The organism is Pontibacter lucknowensis, assembly GCF_900156415.1.
GTDB classification, from domain to species: Bacteria; Bacteroidota; Bacteroidia; order Cytophagales; family Hymenobacteraceae; genus Pontibacter; species Pontibacter lucknowensis.
Window position 1 is genome coordinate 405,847 of the sequence record NZ_FTNM01000004.1, and the last position, 19,424, is coordinate 425,270.

Below are 19,424 nucleotides of genomic sequence, written 5' to 3' on the forward strand. Positions count from 1 at the left end.
ATAGAACAGGTGTCGGTTGAATATGGTCTAATGTGTTGAAATCAAGCATTTTATGTTGTTGGCATGCAATTAGAATAAGGATAAATAAACTATGAAAAATATTTAATCCAGTCCACATGAAAAATCCTCTATCTATCCAGTCTCAACTTAATGGCAAGGTGCTGTTGCTGGTGCCATTGTTATGTTTCATTTTCACAGCCGCCTCGGCACAGCAGGCCACCATATCAGGCAAAGTGCTGGAAACAGCTGACAAGCCGATGGGCTACGCCAACGTGCTGCTTCTGCAGGCGGCAGACTCTTCTCTCGTGAAAGGGACACTCTCTGACGAGAGCGGTGCTTTCCTGTTCGAAGGTATAGCGGTTGGCAGGTATAAGGTCGTGGCGAGTATGGTAGGTTTCGGTAAGTCAAAGGCTATGGAAGCAAATGTAAGCTCCGAGTCAGAAGCGCTTAAACTGAATCCGATTATGATGAGTCAGTCTGCCACGGCGCTGAAGGAGGTCGTGATCGAAGCACAGAAGCCGCTAATCGAGCAGCATCTCGACAAAACGGTGCTGAATGTGGAGAACAGCATTGTATCAGCTGGCAACACGGCCCTGGAAGTGCTGGAGAAGGCGCCAGGCGTGGTGATCGACCAGAATGACAACATCAGCATGCGCGGGCGCCAGGGTGTAATCGTGATGGTGGACGGAAAGCAGGTACCGATGTCGGGTGCTGAACTGGCCAACATGCTGCGCGGCATGTCAGCCAGCAGCGTGGAGAAAATCGAGCTGATCACCAACCCATCTGCGAAATATGATGCGGCCGGCAACTCGGGCATCATCGACATCCGCCTGAAGCGTGACAAGAGCCTGGGTACAAACGGAACCTTCAACGCTTCGTACGGACAGGGGCGCTTCGCCAAGTCAAACCAGGGAGTGCAGTTGAATCACCGTACGAAGAAGTTCAACCTCTTCGGCAGCTACAATTATGTGCTGCGCAAAGATTTCAATGACCTGGATATCTACCGCCGCTTCCTGGACGAGAACGGCAACTTCATAGGCGCTTATGATCAGCAGAACAGGTTTGACTTTACGCTGAACAATCACACCGGCAGAGTAGGGGCTGATTACTTTTTGTCTCCTAAAACAGTGTTGGGCGTAATAGCCAGTGGATTCGTGTCTGACTTAGACCGCGGAACAAACAACCGCTCCAGTGTGATCAATGCAGCTGGCGTACCCGAATCGTCTTTCATCACCACTGCCGATGTAGAGCATGGACGCCGCAACCAGGCTTATAATTTCAACCTGAAGCACACGATCGACAGTGTAGGTCGTGAGATCACGGCCGATGTGGATTATATCGCATACCGCAATACGGATGTGCAGAACTTCATTACCAATTATTACAACCTGAGCAATGAGCAGATCCGCAGTCCCTACCTGCTGTACGGTACCCTGGACGGTGAGCTGACCATCAAATCAGCACGTGCAGACTACCGTCAGCCACTGGCTGCGATCGGTGGCAATTTTGAGGCTGGTGTAAAAAGTAGTTTGGTTACGGCCGACAACAACCTGGCCTTTTTTGATCGCAGCAACGGCGGCAATGTGCCGGATACCGACAAGAGTAACCACTTCCTGTATGACGAGAACATCAACGCGGCCTACGTCAATGCGAATAAGAAATGGGCGAAAGCAGGTTTGCAGCTAGGGCTTCGTCTCGAAAATACGATTGCCAAGGGCAGACAAGTTGTAGGTGATGATGACTTTAAACGCAACTATACCCAGCTGTTCCCGAGCGCAGCGGTTAACTATAGCCTGAGCAAGAAGCATGACCTGGGGATGTCTGTAAGTCGCCGCATCAACCGTCCGTCCTACAACCAGCTCAACCCGTTCAAGAACTTCCTGGACCCAAGCACTTACGCAGCGGGAAATCCTGCCCTGAAGCCGGAGCTTTCCTACTCCTTCGAGCTGACCCACACCTTTGATCAGCGTTTCATCACCAAACTGAGCTACAGCCACACCACCGATGTGATGGTGAATGTGCTCTCGCCAGACCCGAATGCAGAGAAGCTGGTGGTGCAAACCTTCCGCAACCTGGCTACACTCGACTACTATGGCCTGACTCTGACTGCGCCTTTCTCGATCGGGAACTGGTTCAACAGCGTGAATAACGGCACACTCTACTATGGTCACTACAAAGGTTTTTTGGCTGAAACAGACCTGAGCAACGGTCGCCCTACTTTCAACTTCAACTCAAACAACACCATCAAACTGCCAAACGACTGGTCAGCGGAACTGGTAGGCGTTTACCGCAGCCGCGAGGTATATGGCTTCCTGGAAGTTGACCCGATCTGGTTTATGTCGGCAGGTGTGCAGAAGCAGTTCTGGGACAGAAAGGCAAGCGTGAAACTCAATGTGTCGGACATATTCTTTACCAACAAAGCCAACGGTTATACCGCCCTGGCCCGTTATGAAGAGAACTTCTACCAGCGCCGAGACACGCAGGTGGCCACCCTGAGCTTTAACTACCGCTTTGGTCAGGCGCAGTCTGGTCCGTCCCGCCGCCGCACAGGCAGTGCCGAGGAAGAGACAAGAAGAGCGAATTAAGTGATAAATAGTGTAAAGACTGGTTTTTGTTAGTTGATAAACCGCCCGGGCCTTGTCCGGGCGGTTTTATCTTGTGATGCGTATACCTTGGCTATACCTTTTACCTCATGTCCCACATTGCCCACTTCCGGTTTCACGGTTCCCTGAACGATTTTCTGCGCCCACGCCAGCGCAACACCAGCATCAGCTATACCTATGCCGAGCACCAAACATTGAAGGATATGATGGAAGCGATGGGGGTGCCGCATGTGGAGGTGCGGGAAGTGCTGGTGAATGGGGAGCGGTCTTCTCTAAGTCAGCGGCTGGAGGAGCAGGCGCAGGTGGAGGTATACCCTTTTGAAGGCGGGGAAGCGGAGCTGCTGGCAGGTATAGCGGAGCGTCGATTCGTGCTGGACGTGCACCTCGGCACGCTGGCCCGCTCCCTGCGCATGCTGGGCTTCGACACGGTATACGAGCAGCACCTGCACGATGCGGAACTGGTACGGCTGGCCTATGAGGAGCAGCGCATCCTGCTGACGCGGGATGTGAACCTGCTCAAGCACAAGGCTATACCTGCGGGCTACTGGCTGCGCTCACAACAAACCGAAGAGCAACTGCAGGAGGTGATCAGCAGGTATAAATTGGCGGATCAGCTTCGGCCTTTTACCCGCTGCATGGTGTGCAATGGCCACATTGTGCAGGTTGAAAAACAGGAAGTGCTGGAGCAAGTGCCGCCTAAAACCAGGCTATACTTTGAAGAGTTTTACCAGTGCCAGCAGTGCAGACGGGTATACTGGAAGGGCTCGCATTTTGAGCGGATGCAGGAGCTCGTTAGGCAGCTAGAAGCACAGGGAGAGGTATAGGAGCCGGTTACTTTTTCAGGCTTGGATGGGAGGCTGATAGAATCGATGGCCTCGATTGATGGAGTAGAGAAGATCCTTTTACCTCCTGCTGTCGAACCACTTGATCAGGCTCACATACACCACTGCCTGCGGAAAGGTAATCAAAAAACTATAGGTAAATCGGGTAGCCCAGTCGGCAAAGAAGTTGACGCTGTCCTGGGAGGCGATAAAGCTGTTGACAAGGCAAAGTGGTGTAGCAACCAGCGCCACAAATCGCAGCGTAGGCTTTAGGTGTCTGAAGAAAAAATAACTCTGAAGTTTTGGCTTCAACACAAGCAGCAAATTCTTCATTTAATCAGGTATAAAAATAAAATATTCCCTCTGCTTAGCACATCTGCCAGAGCAGATCATAGCCACTAGCAGGTATACAATTTTGCCCGGCACTATGTTAATGCAATTTACAAAAAATTAAGGGTAAGCGAAGTATTTGAGTAGAGTAATAGACCCCCGATTTATACAAACAGGAAGTCCCCGCTAGCAGTAGCAAGGACTTCCTGTTTAGCCTCTGAATCTGGAGCTATACCCTGTAGCAGATCGCGTTTATGTTCATACCTGCCCCCACGGAAGCGAACAGAATGATGTCGCCGTCGTTGAGTTCGTGCTTCTCATCCTGGCCTCTGCGCACAATGTCGTAGAGCGTCGGCACGGTGGCCACGGAGCTGTTGCCCAGGTAGTGGATGCTCATCGGCATGATATCTTCCGGAATGTCGCGCCGGCCGTAGAGTTTGAAGAGCGCCTGTATCATACCCTCGTCCATTTTCTCGTTGGCCTGGTGGATGAATACCTTTTTCACGTCCTTGATATCCACGCCACACAGATCCAGGCACTCCTTCATGGCCTCCGGCACGAGCTTGATGGCGTACTCGTATACCTTGCGGCCCTTCATTTTGATGTAGCGCACCCGCGGGTCACCGTCCGGCATATAGGACTTGTTCATGTTGATGTAATAGGCCTCCTCCACGCTGTGGCTGCGGGCGCAGCTGGCCAGTATACCGCTGCCGTCTTCGGGCACCTGCTGGTACTCCACCACCGAGGCACCGGCGCCGTCGCTGAAGATCATGCTGTCGCGGTCGTACATGTCGATGACGCGGGAGAGGGTTTCAGCCCCGATCACCAGTGCCTTTCGGGCCATTCCTGCCTTAAAAAAAGCATCCGCCTGGATCATCCCCTGCACCCAACCCGGACAGCCAAACAGTATGTCGTACGCCACGCAGTTCGGACTCTTAATTTTGAGGTTGTGCTTTACACGACTGGCCAGCGCCGGCACGGCATCCGACTGAATGGTGCCCTCAATGACGTTGCCGAAATTATGCGCCACGATGATCATGTCCAGCGTTTCAGGATCGATGCCGCTGCTGCGAATTGCTTCTTCGGCCGCGAGTGTAGCAATGTCGGAAGTGGTGAGGTGGGAGGCCACGTAGCGGCGCTCCGCTATACCTGTTATCTTTTGAAATTTCTCAACAACCACGTTCGGGCAAACCCCGATCGGCTCGTTCTGATCAGTGTAGAAATTGTGAGAGGTGAAGTCCTGGTTGGTTTTTACTTCAGTCGGAATATAACTGCCGGTGCCGGTGATAACGGATCGCCACATATTGGTAGATTATAGGGTGAGGAAAAGTCAGTTGGGTACATGACCCAACTGCTACACAATATATTGGTTGTCACTATATACGGCAAGATAATTCTACCGAAAATGTTTAAACATTATTGCATTTTATACTGACTTCAGGTATAGCGCAACAAATACGTAGAATTCTACAAGGTATAGCGTTGAACCACCCGATTCAGCTCCTCCATGAACAGGTGCATGTGGTAGCCATCCGCTAGGGCGTGGTGCAGTCCGATGCTGATAGGCAGGTATACCTGATCGCCGCGCATCTCCAGTTTGCCATACCCGATCTTCGGTATACCTGCATCTTCCTGCCCGATCGAGAAGGCATGCTCCATGCCTCTGAAGGTGAACCAGGGTAACGTGGTCATGTGCAGCAGGTCTATACCTTGATGGCCGTTGAAGAGCTTCGTGCTTTGCTTTACGGCTGCAATGATGTGGGCGCCTTCGGCACAGAAATCGGCCAGCTCTTCGTGAAAGGGGAAGTGGGTGAAAGCGATCTGCTTGTTGTCTTTGAGAATGGTGGTCGACAGGTCCAGTCCGCTATACCGGACCACCTGCCCGTTTTCGATGCGCAGCAGGAAGTTCTCTACCTGCCTGGCAGCCTGCACGGTGGCGTGCATGTAGGCCAGCGAAATAGACAAACCGTGCTGTTTGCAATACTGATAAAGCGGGGTGATGTCGGCTTCTGTGTGAACGTTGAAAAACGGCTGGGTGAAGGTGCTGAAAAATCGGAAGGTTTCTTCCCGTTCCCACCCTTTGATAGGGATTATTTCTTTGCTGTAGCGGTTCTGCATGTATAAGTAGGACAGTTTTTCGGTAGACTGTCATTTGTAAACGAAAGCGCAAAGATAGGGGATGCTGCACATTTCTCATTTTTTCCAGGGGCGAAATGCAAAAAGTGTATGCTTTGTTATGAATATTCTTTTATATTTATAGCACAATATATGTCATTATCTGCAATTGCCTATGAACGAACTTTTACAAGCTACTTTTTCCGCCGTCAACATCATTCCCACCGCCTTGCTGGCCTTCGTGCTGCTGTACTGGCTGGCCGTCATCTTCGGCTTTCTGGACCTCGACTTTTTTGATGTGGAGGTGGAGCCTGAGGTGGATGCCGATGGTGTGTCTGCCGTCAGCTGGCTCAACAATGTGCTGGCCTTCTTCAACCTGGGCAAGGTGCCTTTCATGGTGTTCCTGACTTTCCTGGCGCTGCCTTTCTGGGCGTTCTCGATCCTGGCCAACTACTACCTCAACGAAGGCTATACCCTGCTTGGGTGGCTATACCTGATCCCGGCTTTTGTGGCCGCGCTATTCTTTGCTAAGTTTCTGACCATGCCTTTCGTGCGCGTCTTTTCCGCCATGGAGAAAGAGCACGAATCGGCTGCCAATATTATCGGGCAGATCTGCACGGTTACCTTGCCGGCCAGCGGCCACGAGTTGGGGCAGGCTGCCGTGAAAACCACGGGTGCGCCGCTTTTGCTCAACGTCAAAACCTCCCACGGCTCCGCTGTGCAGAAAGGGGAGACAGCGCTGGTGCTCGAGTACAATGCTGAAAACAAATTTTACCTCATAGAACCTTACCAAACCATTTAATTCCCATGTTAGAATCTTTATCCTGGTCTATCGTCGCAATTTTGGCGGTAGTCGCCATTGGCTTTATTGCCATCGTTATCAAAATGTACCAGAAGGCCATCCAGGGCGAGGCCATGGTGCGCACCGGTCTGGGCGATACGAAAGTGTCGTTCTCAGGTATATTCGTCGTACCAGTTATCCATAAACTGGAAGTGATGGACATCACCCTCAAAACTATCGTGATTTCCCGTACCGGTTCGGAAGGTCTGATCTGTAAAGACAACCTGCGTGCCGACATCAAGGTGAACTTCTTTTTGCGCGTGAACAAGACGCCGGAGGACGTGATCCAGGTGGCGCAATCCATTGGCTGTAAGCGTGCCTCTGATCACTCGGCACTCGAAAGCCTGTTCGATGCGAAGTTCTCGGAAGCGCTGAAAACCGTGGGTAAGCATTTTGACTTCGTGGACCTCTACCAGAGCCGCGACGATTTTAAGCGCCAGATCCTGCAAACCATTGGTACCGACCTGAACGGCTACATCCTCGACGACTGTGCCATTGACTACCTGGAGCAGACGCCGCTGCAGAACCTGAACGAGAACAACATCCTTGACGCCGAGGGTATCAAGAAGATCATCGACCTGACGGCCAAGCAAAAGGTGCAGGCCAACCTGATTGAGCGCGAGAAACAAAAGACCATCAAGAAGCAGGACGTAGAAGCGCAGGAAACCATCCTGGAGCTTGAGAAGCAATTGGCTGAAAATGAGGAAAAGCAGAAGCGTGAGATTGCCAACATCAAATCACGTGAGTTTGCTGAGATGGAAAAAGTGCGCCACGAAGAGCGCCTGAAGGCAGAGAAAGCCCGCATCGCGACCGATGAAGAAGTAAAAATAGCCGAGCAGAACAAAGACCGCCAGATCCTGGTGGCAGAGCGCAGTAAGCAGCGTACCGACGCCATCGAAACGGAGCGAGTGGAGCAAGCAAGATTGCTCGAGGAGAACGAGAAAGAGCGTATTGTAGCACTGGCGCAGATCGAGAAAGAAAAAGCCATTGAAGAGGAGCGCAAGAACATTCAGGGCATCATCCGCGAGCGTGTGACTGTGGAGAAAGCCGTGGTGGAAGAAGAAGAGAAAATCAAGGACACCAGGGCATTTGCGGAAGCAGAGCGTACCAAAGCAGTGGCGATCAAGAATGCAGAGAAGGAAGCGGAAGAGTCGCTGGTGAAAGAGATCAAGAGCGCTGAGGCGGCCCGTCAGGCGGCGGAGTTCCGAGCCAAGCAAATGCTGATCGACGCCGAGGCAGAGCAGGTGTCTTCGAACAACCGGGCCCAGGCTATTAAGACCATGGCTGAGGCCGAGGCAGCGCAGGCAGCAGCGATCGGTTTGTCAGAGGCACAGGTGATGGAAGCCAAGGCCCATGCCCGTCAGAAAGAAGGCGAAGCCGAGGCGCTGGTGATCAAAGCCAAAGCCAACGCACAAGCCGAAGCCGACGAGAAACTGGGTATGGTAACCGCCAAAGTGACCAAAGAGAAAGGTATAGCTGAAGCGACTGTCGTAGAAAACATGGCGTCAGCAGAAGAGAAACGCGGTCTGGCAGAGGCTCGTGTGATTGGCGAGAAGTTTACGGTAGACGCCAAAGGTATAGAGGAGAAAGCCGAAGCCATGCGCAAACTCGATGGCGTGGGCAAAGAGCATGAGGAGTTCAAGCTGCGCCTGGAGAAAGATAAAGCCATCGAACTGGCCCAGATCAACATCCAGAAAGACATTGCCGGTGCGCAGGCCGAGGTAATTTCCGAGGCCCTGAAAGCAGCGAAGATCGACATCGTGGGTGGCGAAACCATGTTCTTCGACCAGATAGTGGGCTCCATCACCAAAGGCAAGCAGGTGGACCGACTGGTAGGTAACAGCGAAGTGCTGAACACGGTGAAGGAAACCTTCTTCCAGCCAAACGGCAATGGGCATGTGGACTTCCGCGAGAACCTGCAGCGCTTCGTGAGTCAGTTCGGCATGGACTCCGATGACGTGCGCAACCTGAGCGTATCGGCCCTTTTGCTGAAAATGATGCAAAGCAGCGCTGATGAAAGCACGCTCAATACGTTGAAGCAGCTGACCACCACGGCCACAGCCATGGGGATTGCGGATAAGCCGTACATTTCTTTGAACTAACCTCACCCCAAATCCCTCTCCTAAAAACAGGAGAGGGGCTTTTTATGCATGTATTGACAATAATATAAAATGACTGTAGAGTTTCAAATAGAAAAAAACGATACGCGCAAACCATACATTGTCAAGACGTGGAAGGGTAATGAATTGGTTTCCGAAAAACCTGCCAGAATCCTGGCATATTATGATGTCAAGATTTTGCGTACTGGAAAACTCTCAATTTTTGACATCACTAAGTTAGACAATGCTGATGGTGAGATGTTGGATTATGATGACTCCCTCTATGATAACCTTAGTGAATTGGGGATAGAAAAGAATCAAATTGAATTGATGATTGGAAAAATTATCGACAAGGTACAACAGATGTATTTCGATGGGAAATTAAAGGAGAACCTTGAATTAGAAGTAAAATAACTTCTGCCAATTCAGTTTATATCCTATGCTTCAACTGATAGTCTCGCACAAGGTATAAACGAGACCGTATTGTGCAATTGATGCTTATGAAAACCAAGAAATTCAAACTAGAAGCTGGTCAGATAGTGCAGCTGATTGCACCAATGGGTGGCTGTATTGCATCCGATAAAATTACAGTAGAAGGTTTACCTGTGGCCTACATGTATCGAGAGGAACCAGAGTTCGAACATGACAGCGGTTGGAGATTCTTTTCAGGAACAGAAACGCAAGAGTATGCGGACAACTCAAATAACTTAGCAATCTACGATGTTAATACCATTGCAAATTATGACCCCACTATAATACCGTATTTGGAATTAGAAGAAGGAGTTGAGCTTGAGCGGACTGAAGCAACAGATAAGTTTATAGTCATAGAAGAATAAAGGGAGAACATCAACACTATACTTAACTAACCTTGCTGATGCAGCAACACCTTAAGAACGCAGCCGTGAGCCATTAGTACAAAATAAGCCGTGAAAACAATTGGCTTTCACCAAAGCCAAAACTTACCAACCTTAAATTTTTAATCCTCCACCCACATGGAAGATACCAATACCGCCACCACCGCAACTGCAGAAAACGTGCAGTTGGAGGGGGGCACTTATGAAATCTTACGGAACCGTCTGCAGAAAAGCGGGGCCGAACTGCGCACGCAACTGGAGCAGCTGAACCAGGAGCGGAAGAGCGTATTCGGGGCGATTGAGACGAAACTGATTACCACCGAGCGCATCACCACCGAGAACAACTGCGTGCCCTGGGACATGGTGCCCGTGGGCTATACCTTGCTCTTTGGCTACAACGTATACCTTGGCCTGAAGTCGGAGGTGGAGCTGTCGGATGTGTTTGGCGTCTATACCTACGAGGGCCACAGCTTCCATCAGCAGCCGCTCGACTTGCTGCAGGACAAGACCTTTCAGGACGACTTTCAGAAGCTCTACAAATACTACAAGAACACCCAGTTCGTCAAGTTTGCGCACATCGGCAACTACCTGTACATGGTGTTCCGAGTGGGCAAGGGCGTTAACGATATCAAGACCTTTAAGTGGTTGCTCAAAGGCGACACGATCACCTACATCGACAACCGCAGCGACCACGAGTATGTGTTCCCGAACCAGCACGACTTCAGCTGGAAGCGCACCACCCGCGAGGCGCAGCGCAAAGGCAAGCACCCGCACGTGTCCATTGAGGACAAGGTGTTTGTGGAGACGGTCGGCGGTGACCTCACCATTAAGGTGGAAGACAACACCGATTCCGGTCGCGGCATTTACTCGGAAGAGGTAGACGACAAAGACCAGACGCTCGACGACTCGGAGATCTACTACGCCGTGGTGGGCAACATCATTGTCCTGAAGATACGTCCCTACCGGGAGAACAATTACCGCTACTTCGTCTACAATGTGAAGCTGCAGGAGGCCCGCCGCATCGATGCGCTGGAGCACAGTTGTGTGCTGTTGCCGGACGGACAGGGCATCATCTACGCCTATGGCTACTACCTGCAGACCGGCGAGTTCAAGCAATTCGACAACAACCTGCAGGACATGCTGTTTGAGAAGCGCATTGCGTCCCCGAACGGCGAGGATTTCCTGTATGTGTTCTACAACAAGGAGTCGGGCATTTACCAGTTGCTGTCCTATAACCTGATCACGCAGCAGATCGAAACACCGATTCTTTGCCATGGCTACGCCATTTACGAGAACGGCGAGCTGTGCTATTTCCGGGCCGACGAAGAGGCGCAGAAGCACCACGCCATCCAGATCTGGCAGACGCCTTACATCGGGCCGAACTTTGTGATACCGGTTACGCAGGAGTCCTACCTATACAAGATCGGCAACAAGGACATTGTGCGGGCCATGGCCGAGAGCAACGAGGTGCTGTCCCTCTTGCACAAAGACGATTCCTACGCCAACCTATACCTGGACCTGATCAAGAAGACCACCGATGTGCTGGACTCTTACCACTGGCTGAACCGTGCGGAAACCTATAATCTGGCGGCTCCGATTGCGGCGATCCGGCAGACGGCCACGGCGGCGGTAGAGGAGTACGAAAAGGTGCTCAGCATCAAGAAAAACACGCAGGCGCAGATAGGTCAGGTGCTGGGGCAGGCCGACGCGCTGATCCAGACGCTGAAGCACAAAAAGGCCGAAAGCATCAACGACTATGTGAAGTACCTAGCCGACCTGCGGGGTATACGCGGAGAGGTGATTTCGCTCAAAGAGCTGCGCTATACCGACCTTCCGACCATTGAAAAATACGAAGCGCAGCTGCAGCAATTTGCGCAGGATACCGCCAACGGAGCCGTTGAATTCCTGTTGCAGCCGAACGCGCTGGCGCCTTACGAGAAGAAGGTAAAGGAGATCAACACCGCCATTGAAGGTATAGCCAAAGTGGTGGAAGCGGACGCAACCGACAAGGAAATTGCGGCGGTTTCGGCGGAGCTGGAAATGCTGATCGATGTGGTGAGCAACCTCAAGATCGAAGACGCTACCCAGACCACCCGCATCATCGATACGATCTCAACTATTTACGCTACTTTTAACCAGACCAAAGCCACCCTGCGTCGCAAGCGTAAAGAGCTCCTGAGTCAGGAAGGCAAGGCCGAATTCAACTCTCAGATCAAGCTGATCAGTCAGAGTGTGGTCAACTACCTCGACGTGTCGGACTCGCCGCAGAAGTGCGAAGAGTACTTGGCCAAGCTGATGGTGCAGCTGGAGGAGCTCGAAGGCCGCTTCCCGGATTTCGACGAGTTCATCGAGCAGCTCACCGTCAAGCGGGAGGAGATCTACAGCGCTTTTGAATCGAAGAAAGTGCAGCTGCAGGAGGCGCAGAACAAGCGGGCCAACAGCCTGCAACAAGCGGCTGACCGCATCCTGAAAGCGGTGCAGAACCGAGCGGGCAAACTGACTTCGGTGAGTGAGATCAACGGCTATTTCGCCTCCGACCTGATGATCGAGAAGGTGCGGAGCACGGTGGAGGAATTGCTCAAGATCGGTGACACAGTAAAAGCCGATACCATCCAAAGCCGCCTCAAAACACTGAAGGAAGACGCCGTGCGCCAGCTCAAGGACAAGCAGGAGCTGTTCGTGGACGGGGCCAACATCCTGAGGTTCGGCAAGCACCAGTTTACGGTTAACACCCAACCGCTGGAGCTAAGCGTGGTGCACCGCGACGACGCCATGTACTACCACCTCACCGGCACCAGCTTTTTCGAGAAGATCACCGATGACCAGTTTCTGAGCTACCGCCCCGTGTGGGAGCAGACGCTGGTGTCAGAAAACAACCAGGTATACCGTGCCGAGTACCTCGCCTTTAAAGTGCTGGAAGCAGCGCAGGATACAGGTATAAATAGGCAGCAATCGGAGAACAGCCTGCGCTACCTGAGCATCGACGATCTGCACAAACTCACCGAGGCAGAGCTGACCGACTACGTGAACAAGTTCATGACTGTGCGCTTCAACGAGGGCTACATGAAAGGCGTGCACGACCACGACGCAGCCCTTATCTTGGCCGCCCTGATCCGCCTGATCAAAACAGCCGACTTGCTCCGCTATACCTCCATCGACAGGGCCTGTGCGCAGCTGTACTGGCAGGTGTTTGCGCCCGAGTCGAAGAAGAAAACGCTCACGCACCAGATCAAAGGAATCAGCGCTATCATGCAGGTATTCCCCGACACGCATGAGTTTGACGATGTAAAAGCGGGTCTGCAGCAGGAACTCTATACCTTTCAGCAGGAGACGGGGCTGTGCAAAGCAGCCAGTGCAGCTGAAGCAGGGGAGTATCTGTTTTACGAACTGACTCGCGGCAACCATTTTGTGATCGACAGTCAGGCCGATGTACTCCTCAACGGCTTCAAGCATTTCCTGACGGAGCGCAAGGTGCTGGATCGTTTTGAGGAATCGGTGAAGGCGCTGGAGGAGAACGTGGCGCACCAGTTCGAGCTGATTCAGCATTGGCTGAAAGCCTACATTGCACAGGCGGGACAGCACGACAAAGCCGAGTATGTGGCTGAAGTGGCCACGCTCTTGCTCACCGACAGCTACAGTCCCCTGCAGGTGGTGCACACGGTCCTGAAAGAGAATCTGCAAGGTATGCAGGGTGCTCACCAGCAGGTGCAGGGACAAAGCTACCAGTTGAACTACCACCAGTTTCTGCACCGTCTCCGTGACTATACCTCCAGCACGGCTACGGCCTTTACAGCTTTCACGGAGCTCAAAAAGAACCTGACGCAGCAGGCCGAGCAGGCACTGCGCCTGAACGAATTCAAGCCGCGGGTGCTCTCGTCTTTTGTGCGCAATAAATTGATCGACCAGGTATACCTGCCGCTGATCGGCGCCAACCTGGCCAAGCAGATCGGCACGGCAGGCGAGACCAAGCGCACCGACCTGATGGGTATGTTGCTTTTGCTCTCACCGCCAGGCTATGGTAAGACGACCATCATGGAGTACATCGCCAACCGCCTAGGCATTATCTTTATGAAGATCAACGGTCCTGCTATCGGGCACCAGGTGACGGCGCTGGACCCGAAAGAGGCACCCAACGCTGCAGCCCGCGAAGAGCTCGAGAAGCTGAATCTGTCCTTTGAGATGGGCGACAACGTGATGATCTACCTCGACGACATCCAGCACTGTAACCCGGAGTTTCTGCAGAAGTTCATCTCCCTTTGCGACGCACAGCGCAAGATTGAAGGCGTGTACAAAGGCCGCAGCAAAACCTATGACTTCCGGGGTAAGAAGGTATGCGTGGTGATGGCTGGGAACCCTTACACCGAGACAGGAGAGAAGTTCCGCATTCCAGACATGCTCGCCAACCGCGCCGACATCTACAACCTCGGCGACATCATCGGCGACACAGAAGATGTGTTCCGACTGAGCTACATCGAAAACTCCCTCACCTCCAACACCGTGCTGGCCAAGCTGGCGGCGAAGAGTCAGAAGGATATTTATGCCCTGATCCAGCTGGCAGAAACGGGCAACAGCGAAGGGCTGGAGTTTGAAGGCAACCACTCGGCAGCCGAACTCAACGAGTATGTGTTGGTGCTGAAGAAATTGCTCAAGATCCAGGACGTGATCCTGAAAGTGAACCTCGAGTACATCCGCTCGGCGGCGCAGGCAGACGAGTACCGCACCGAACCGGCCTTTAAGCTGCAGGGCTCTTACCGCAACATGAACAAGCTGGCCGAGAAGGTGATGCCGATCATGAACGACCAGGAATTGCAGACGCTGATCCTGTCGCACTACGAAGCCGAGTCGCAGACGCTCACCTCCGGCGCCGAAGCCAACATGCTCAAGTTCAAGCAGCTGATCGGCATCATGACCGAGGCAGAGGCCCAGCGCTGGGAAGACATCAAAGCCACCTTCGTGCGCAACAACAAGCTCAAGGGCTTCGGCGGCAACAACCAGGTAGGGCAGGTGCTATCGGAGATGGAGAACATCTCCGGCGGACTGGCAGGTATAAAGGATGTGCTGAGTCAGTTTAAGCCAAGTAGGTTGGAGGCTACGGAAGGTTTGTAAGGTATAGCTGGAGGAATTATAAAGTATAGCTGATACCATTATCGAATCGTTCGGGTGCTAATTTGCCCTCGCTCGCGTCCCGCGAGTGTGAGCTATCCGGCGGACTCTGGCCGCTAAAACCTGAGCCTGTAGCACAAGTGGCGGGACGCCACTAGATGACTCACACTCGCGGGACGCGAGCGAGGGTTCATTCGCTACTTTGATTTGGTAATGGTAAGAGATGTAAAATAAACTTGGAGGTATAAACTGAAGGGGCTCTTACGTTTACCAAGCCGTGGCTTCAATCCTCGTGTTTTAAAATCAAGGAGCAGGAATTATTTAAAGCTTTAGCAGGTTGACTTATCTCCGGATAAGCCCGACCTTTGTACTTCTATGTCTTTAGCAATTACCTCCCTTAACTCCGGCAGCAACGGAAACTGTTACTACATCGGCAACGAGCACGAAGCTGTGCTGGTAGATGCTGGTATTTCGTGCCGCGAAACGGAGACGCGTATGCGCCGTTTGGGCCTGTCCATGCGCAAGGTAAAGGCTATTTTCGTGTCACACGAGCACTCCGATCACATCAAAGGTATACCGGTGCTGGCCCGTAAGTACAAACTGCCCGTTTACATAACAACAGATACCCTGTACCGCTCCCGCATGGAACTGAGTGGGGTAGAGGTGCTGTCGTTTACTGGCTATGAGTCGGTGCAGGTTGGGGGATTGAGCGTAACAGGCTTCCCGAAATTTCATGACGCAGCTGACCCGCATAGCTTTGTGGTGGAAGGCAATGGTGTAACTATCGGCGTGTTCACGGACATCGGTACGCCTTGCGACCATGTGATCCGGCATTTCCAGCAGTGCCATGCCGCTTTCCTGGAAACGAACTACGACGACGGCATGCTGGAGCAGAGTTACTACCCCTACTACCTGAAGCGCCGCATCAGCGGCAACCATGGGCACATGTCCAACAAGCAGGCGCTAGAGCTGTTTGTGGCGCACAAACCGGCCTTCATGAGCCATGTGTTCCTGTCGCACCTTTCCAAAGACAACAACTGTCCGAAGCTGGCCAAGAGCCTGTTCGACACCTGCGCCGACGGTACAGAAGTGGTGGTCGCTTCCCGCTTCGAAGAAACAGCCGTTTATCACATCCGCAGCCAGGGGGATATTTTCGGTCGGACCCTTTCTGTCGCTGATATCACACCGGCAGGGGAGCAGCTGTCGTTGTTTTAGTCAAGGGACAGCAGGTAAAGGACAACAGAGTTACCTTGTTAGATAAAGAAAAGGGCCAGCTGCATATACAGCTGGCCCTTTTACATTAGCAATTATTTCTGATTCAAAATGCTTGTGCACGATTCGGACAGGTCGCGATCTGTCCCTACAAGAATTCGCACCTTTCTCCCTTTTTAACTCCTAAACGCTCAAACTCCTCGACTCTTAAACTTTCCTCAGTTCGCTCTTTTCAAATACCTATACAATTCCGAGTCTGTTGACAAAATGATACTCGTCTTGTCATCAAATGACTTCTCCAGCGTCTCCATAGAGCGGAGGAAGCCATATAGTTCACGCGCTTGTGCGTTACGGTTGTAGGCAGAGGCGTAGATGGAAGTGGCCTGCGCGTCGGCTTTACCACGGATCACTTCGGCTTCGCGGGTGGCCTGGGAGGTGATCTGGGCCAGGTCACGCTCTTTGTTACCCTGAATCTTGCGGGCCTCACCCTGACCTTCCGAACGGAACTGGTCGGCAATTCGGTTACGCTCACTGATCATGCGGTCGTATACCCTGTTGCGCACCTCGTCCACATAATTCATGCGCTTAAAACGGAAATCCAGGATCTGCACGCCTAAATCAGAGGTGCGTTCGTTGGCTCGTTTCAGGATCAGCGCCTCTATTTTGTCACGTCCTACTGAAATCTTCTCGAGGTTTTCAAGGTCCTCCATAATCTCGTCTGCTATTTCCGGCTCGCGGTTGGTGGAGCGCACGATGTCCAACAGGTCGTGGCTGGCGATGGCGTTGCGGGTTTCACCGTCCAGTATGTCATCGAGGCGTGACTGGCCCGAGCGCTCGTCGCGCAGTCGGATGAAAAACTGCAGCGGGTTGGTGATTTGCCAGCGGGCGTAGGAATCTACGAAGATGAACTTCTTGTCCTTGGTCGGTACCTGGTTGGCGTCGCCGTCCCACTCAAGGTAGCGCTTGTCAAAAAACTGCACTTTCTGGATGATCGGGATTTTGAAGTGCAAACCTGGCTGCGTGCGGGGTTCGCCTACAGGTTTACCAAACTGCGTGACAATGGCCTGCTTAGTCTCATCGAGTACGAATACGCTTGTGAAAAGCAGCGTTAGCAGAAGTACAGCAGCTATGAGCGATAGTATTTTAGGAGTGTTCACAGGCTATTTCGTTGGAGTTTGATTTTTATTCTGATTCAGGTTCAGCAGCGGCAGCACATTGTTGCCACGCTCATCTACGATCACTTTATCACCAATTTTTGGCAGAATGCGTTCCATGGTTTCCAGGTATAGACGCTTCTTGGTTACCTCAGGAGCTTTCACATACTCTTCGAAAAGGGAGTTGAAACGGGCGGCTTCACCAGTTGCCACGTTCACACGCGTCAGCGCATAGGCCTCGGCTAACTGGATCGTTTCATCGGCCTCGCCACGGGCACGCGGAATGATGCGGTTATACTCTGACTCCGCCTGGTTGATGAGTGTCTCGCGCTCCTGCTGGGCCTGGTTTACGGCGTTGAAAGACGGCTTCACAGTCTCTGGCGGATTCACGTCCTGCAGCACCACCTGGTCGATGCGGATACCGTTTTCGTACTCGTCACACATACGCTGCAGCAGTACCTCCATGCTGGTAGCCACTTCCTGGCGCCCAACGGTGAGCACTTCATTTACAGTGCGGTCGCCCACTATTTTGCGCATCGCCGACTCAGACATATCTCGCAGGGCCTTCTCAGCGTCACGCACCTTGAACAGGTAATTATAGGAGTTCACAATCCGGTACTGCACCACCCATTCTACGTTGGCCAGGTTCAGGTCGCCGGTCAGCATCAGCGACTCATCATTGAAGTCTGCTTTAGAATACTGTGTGTTTCTGCCGGCATCCAGCGTTCTGAAACCAAACTCCTGCTTGAGCTGGCGCTGCACCGGGATCTTCCGCATCTCCTCAATGCCAAAAGGCAAAATGAAGTTAAGCCCCGGCTGCACGGTGCGGTCGTAGTGGCCCACGTACATTACCACGCCTTCTTCTTCAGGACCTACCGTTTTCACGGAAGTGAGGAGGAGGATCAGCAAAAACAGTCCAAGCAAAATTTTTCGGAAGTGCTTGCTGAGCAGGAACATGTAGTATTGTAGCCGGTAGTTGGGTTCAGCCATGAGAGCGGGTTAATTGGTTGGTAGCGTTAAGATAACTAAAATATCTTAATATGTTGATGTCTTGATAGGTATAGCTACGGAACCCGGAGGGGGCTACCAGCAGGCATAGATACGTTGCTGGCATCAGAAGACAACATGGCCTAAGCCTTTTCTGATTTTCTTCGTACAGGGTAGAAGCTGAGATTCAGCCCTCAATTAGTTGAACATTCTAAGCTCCAAAACCGATATGAAACACTTCGTAGCTTTCATTTTCATGCTGCTGGTTGGGTATAGCAGCCAAGCCCAGAGCACTACTGTACCCACTCCTGAAAATCAGATCAAAACAGCCGTGCTGGCCGCCCCTGCCGATATGCGCGAAGGCGCTACTGTGCTGGGATACAATCAAAAAGGAGAGGTGGTGACATTGAGGAAAGGAACAAACGAACTGATCTGCCTGGCCGACGACCCGAACCAGCCAGGGTTTTCGGCCTCATGCTATCACCGTGACCTGGAGCCTTTTATGGCACGTGGCCGTGAGTTGCGCCGACAAGGTGTTAGCGCCAACGAGATTTTTGATATGCGTGAAAAAGAAGCCAAGAGCGGGAAACTGAACATGCCCAAACAGCCTACCACGCTCTTCGTGTACAGTGCTCCTGAGGAGCAGGTGAACATGCGAACCGGCGAGGTGGCTGACGGCTATTTGCGTTATGTGGTTTACATTCCCTGGGCTACAGCTGAGAGCACAGGTCTGCCGCTCAAGCCGGACCAAGGCTCCGTAGCCATGCCCTGGATCATGCATCCCGGCACGCACGGGGCACACATCATGATCAACCCGCCACGGAATAAAGCAGGGCAGTAGCCAGATTTGCCTTCTACAGTAGTCGCTGCTCTTTTCTTTTCAGGCGCTCCATCAGGAGCGGGGCCAGTGTCATCATTACCAAACCAATGGGTTGCAGACCGCCTTTCCGGAGGTTGTAATCGGAGAGGAGCCGCTGCCAGGAGAGGTGCAGCACCTTACGGCCAAGCACAAATTCAAAGAGCAGCGTGAGCAGAAGCCACGCTATACCCAGGCGAAGCAGCGTGCTTTTGTTGCGGCTGCCGATCCAGCTGATGGTTAGGTAGGTAATGCTCAAAATCAGGGCAGACCCCGAGAAGACACTGATCTGCCTGGCTTTAAAGTCGCCGGTCCGGGGTGCCAGCAAAGCTGTGCGGGCAATGCCGTGTATTACCTCGGCACCCATGAGCAACAGCCAGACAGCAGTACCTCTCATCAGGGTTTTCTGTAAGGAAGGCTCCCCTGCAGATGATTCCATTCCTTTCATC

General features: G+C 52.4%; 15 protein-coding genes. 9 read left to right on the top strand and 6 right to left on the bottom strand.

Annotation, left to right across the window (positions count from 1 at the left end):
- Nucleotides 1-116: 116 nt before the first annotated feature.
- Both BW972_RS14810 and BW972_RS14815 read left to right on the top strand, forming a co-directional pair.
- A complete protein-coding gene (locus BW972_RS14810) occupies nucleotides 117-2,585 on the top strand; it encodes an outer membrane beta-barrel family protein (RefSeq protein ID WP_083674194.1) in 2,469 nt (822 codons plus the stop codon).
- A 107-nt stretch (nucleotides 2,586-2,692) separates the two neighbouring features.
- Nucleotides 2,693-3,427: a Mut7-C RNAse domain-containing protein gene (locus BW972_RS14815; protein ID WP_076422683.1), complete on the top strand. Its 735-nt coding sequence runs from the start codon at nucleotides 2,693-2,695 to the stop codon at nucleotides 3,425-3,427.
- Between the two features lie 78 nt (nucleotides 3,428-3,505).
- On the opposite strand, the gene BW972_RS14820 is transcribed toward BW972_RS14815, so the two are convergent.
- The 3 genes from BW972_RS14820 to BW972_RS14830 all read right to left on the bottom strand — a co-directional run bounded on the left by BW972_RS14820 (nucleotide 3,506) and on the right by BW972_RS14830 (nucleotide 5,872).
- The gene (locus tag BW972_RS14820) at nucleotides 3,506-3,757 is read right to left on the bottom strand and encodes a hypothetical protein (protein WP_007655196.1); all 252 of its coding nucleotides are present in this window, start codon (nucleotides 3,755-3,757) and stop codon (nucleotides 3,506-3,508) included.
- Nucleotides 3,758-3,983: 226 nt separating this feature from the next.
- A complete protein-coding gene (locus tag BW972_RS14825; protein ID WP_076422684.1) occupies nucleotides 3,984-5,057 on the bottom strand; it encodes a 3-oxoacyl-ACP synthase III family protein in 1,074 nt (357 codons plus the stop codon).
- Between the two features lie 164 nt (nucleotides 5,058-5,221).
- Nucleotides 5,222-5,872: a CatA-like O-acetyltransferase gene (locus tag BW972_RS14830; RefSeq protein ID WP_076422685.1), complete on the bottom strand. Its 651-nt coding sequence runs from the start codon at nucleotides 5,870-5,872 to the stop codon at nucleotides 5,222-5,224.
- Nucleotides 5,873-6,044: 172 nt separating this feature from the next.
- Between BW972_RS14830 and BW972_RS14835 the strand changes: the two genes are divergently transcribed.
- From BW972_RS14835 to BW972_RS14860, 6 genes are all read left to right on the top strand, one after another.
- Nucleotides 6,045-6,671: an OB-fold-containig protein gene (locus BW972_RS14835; protein ID WP_076422686.1), complete on the top strand. Its 627-nt coding sequence runs from the start codon at nucleotides 6,045-6,047 to the stop codon at nucleotides 6,669-6,671.
- Between the two features lie 5 nt (nucleotides 6,672-6,676).
- The gene (locus BW972_RS14840; RefSeq protein WP_076422687.1) at nucleotides 6,677-8,812 is read left to right on the top strand and encodes a flotillin family protein; all 2,136 of its coding nucleotides are present in this window, start codon (nucleotides 6,677-6,679) and stop codon (nucleotides 8,810-8,812) included.
- Nucleotides 8,813-8,881: 69 nt separating this feature from the next.
- Nucleotides 8,882-9,223: a hypothetical protein gene (locus BW972_RS14845; protein ID WP_076422688.1), complete on the top strand. Its 342-nt coding sequence runs from the start codon at nucleotides 8,882-8,884 to the stop codon at nucleotides 9,221-9,223.
- 86 nt (nucleotides 9,224-9,309) lie between these two features.
- The gene (locus BW972_RS14850) at nucleotides 9,310-9,645 is read left to right on the top strand and encodes a DUF2185 domain-containing protein (protein WP_076422727.1); all 336 of its coding nucleotides are present in this window, start codon (nucleotides 9,310-9,312) and stop codon (nucleotides 9,643-9,645) included.
- A 156-nt stretch (nucleotides 9,646-9,801) separates the two neighbouring features.
- A complete protein-coding gene (locus tag BW972_RS14855) occupies nucleotides 9,802-14,769 on the top strand; it encodes a DNA repair ATPase (RefSeq protein ID WP_076422689.1) in 4,968 nt (1,655 codons plus the stop codon).
- 372 nt (nucleotides 14,770-15,141) lie between these two features.
- Entirely contained in the window at nucleotides 15,142-15,981 is an 840-nt protein-coding gene (locus tag BW972_RS14860) for an MBL fold metallo-hydrolase (protein ID WP_076422690.1), read from the top strand.
- Between the two features lie 215 nt (nucleotides 15,982-16,196).
- Here the strand turns inward: BW972_RS14860 and hflC are convergent, their stop codons facing one another.
- A complete protein-coding gene (gene hflC, locus BW972_RS14865) occupies nucleotides 16,197-17,135 on the bottom strand; it encodes a protease modulator HflC (RefSeq protein ID WP_007655185.1) in 939 nt (312 codons plus the stop codon).
- A 3-nt stretch (nucleotides 17,136-17,138) separates the two neighbouring features.
- Entirely contained in the window at nucleotides 17,139-18,122 is a 984-nt protein-coding gene (gene hflK, locus BW972_RS14870; protein WP_076422691.1) for an FtsH protease activity modulator HflK, read from the bottom strand.
- 226 nt (nucleotides 18,123-18,348) lie between these two features.
- Here hflK and BW972_RS14875 point away from each other — a divergent pair, with 226 nt between their 5' ends.
- Nucleotides 18,349-18,960, top strand: coding sequence for a hypothetical protein (locus BW972_RS14875; protein ID WP_007655183.1), 612 nt, complete (start codon nucleotides 18,349-18,351; stop codon nucleotides 18,958-18,960).
- A 13-nt stretch (nucleotides 18,961-18,973) separates the two neighbouring features.
- On the opposite strand, the gene BW972_RS14880 is transcribed toward BW972_RS14875, so the two are convergent.
- Complete coding sequence (locus BW972_RS14880; protein WP_007655182.1) at nucleotides 18,974-19,423, bottom strand: hypothetical protein; 450 nt, start codon at nucleotides 19,421-19,423, stop codon at nucleotides 18,974-18,976.
- Between the last annotated feature and the right edge of the window lies 1 nt (nucleotide 19,424).

What these genes read in the sequence shown, in the direction of transcription:
- BW972_RS14810 (WP_083674194.1), top strand. Translation starts at nt 117, where the DNA reads ATGAAAAATCCTCTATCTATCCAGTCTCAACTTAATGGCAAGGTGCTG.
- BW972_RS14815 (WP_076422683.1), top strand. Translation starts at nt 2,693, where the DNA reads ATGTCCCACATTGCCCACTTCCGGTTTCACGGTTCCCTGAACGATTTT.
- BW972_RS14820 (WP_007655196.1), bottom strand. Translation starts at nt 3,757, where the DNA reads ATGAAGAATTTGCTGCTTGTGTTGAAGCCAAAACTTCAGAGTTATTTT.
- BW972_RS14825 (WP_076422684.1), bottom strand. Translation starts at nt 5,057, where the DNA reads ATGTGGCGATCCGTTATCACCGGCACCGGCAGTTATATTCCGACTGAA.
- BW972_RS14830 (WP_076422685.1), bottom strand. Translation starts at nt 5,872, where the DNA reads ATGCAGAACCGCTACAGCAAAGAAATAATCCCTATCAAAGGGTGGGAA.
- BW972_RS14835 (WP_076422686.1), top strand. Translation starts at nt 6,045, where the DNA reads ATGAACGAACTTTTACAAGCTACTTTTTCCGCCGTCAACATCATTCCC.
- BW972_RS14840 (WP_076422687.1), top strand. Translation starts at nt 6,677, where the DNA reads ATGTTAGAATCTTTATCCTGGTCTATCGTCGCAATTTTGGCGGTAGTC.
- BW972_RS14845 (WP_076422688.1), top strand. Translation starts at nt 8,882, where the DNA reads ATGACTGTAGAGTTTCAAATAGAAAAAAACGATACGCGCAAACCATAC.
- BW972_RS14850 (WP_076422727.1), top strand. Translation starts at nt 9,310, where the DNA reads ATGAAAACCAAGAAATTCAAACTAGAAGCTGGTCAGATAGTGCAGCTG.
- BW972_RS14855 (WP_076422689.1), top strand. Translation starts at nt 9,802, where the DNA reads ATGGAAGATACCAATACCGCCACCACCGCAACTGCAGAAAACGTGCAG.
- BW972_RS14860 (WP_076422690.1), top strand. Translation starts at nt 15,142, where the DNA reads ATGTCTTTAGCAATTACCTCCCTTAACTCCGGCAGCAACGGAAACTGT.
- hflK (WP_076422691.1), bottom strand. Translation starts at nt 18,122, where the DNA reads ATGGCTGAACCCAACTACCGGCTACAATACTACATGTTCCTGCTCAGC.
- BW972_RS14875 (WP_007655183.1), top strand. Translation starts at nt 18,349, where the DNA reads ATGAAACACTTCGTAGCTTTCATTTTCATGCTGCTGGTTGGGTATAGC.
- BW972_RS14880 (WP_007655182.1), bottom strand. Translation starts at nt 19,423, where the DNA reads ATGAAAGGAATGGAATCATCTGCAGGGGAGCCTTCCTTACAGAAAACC.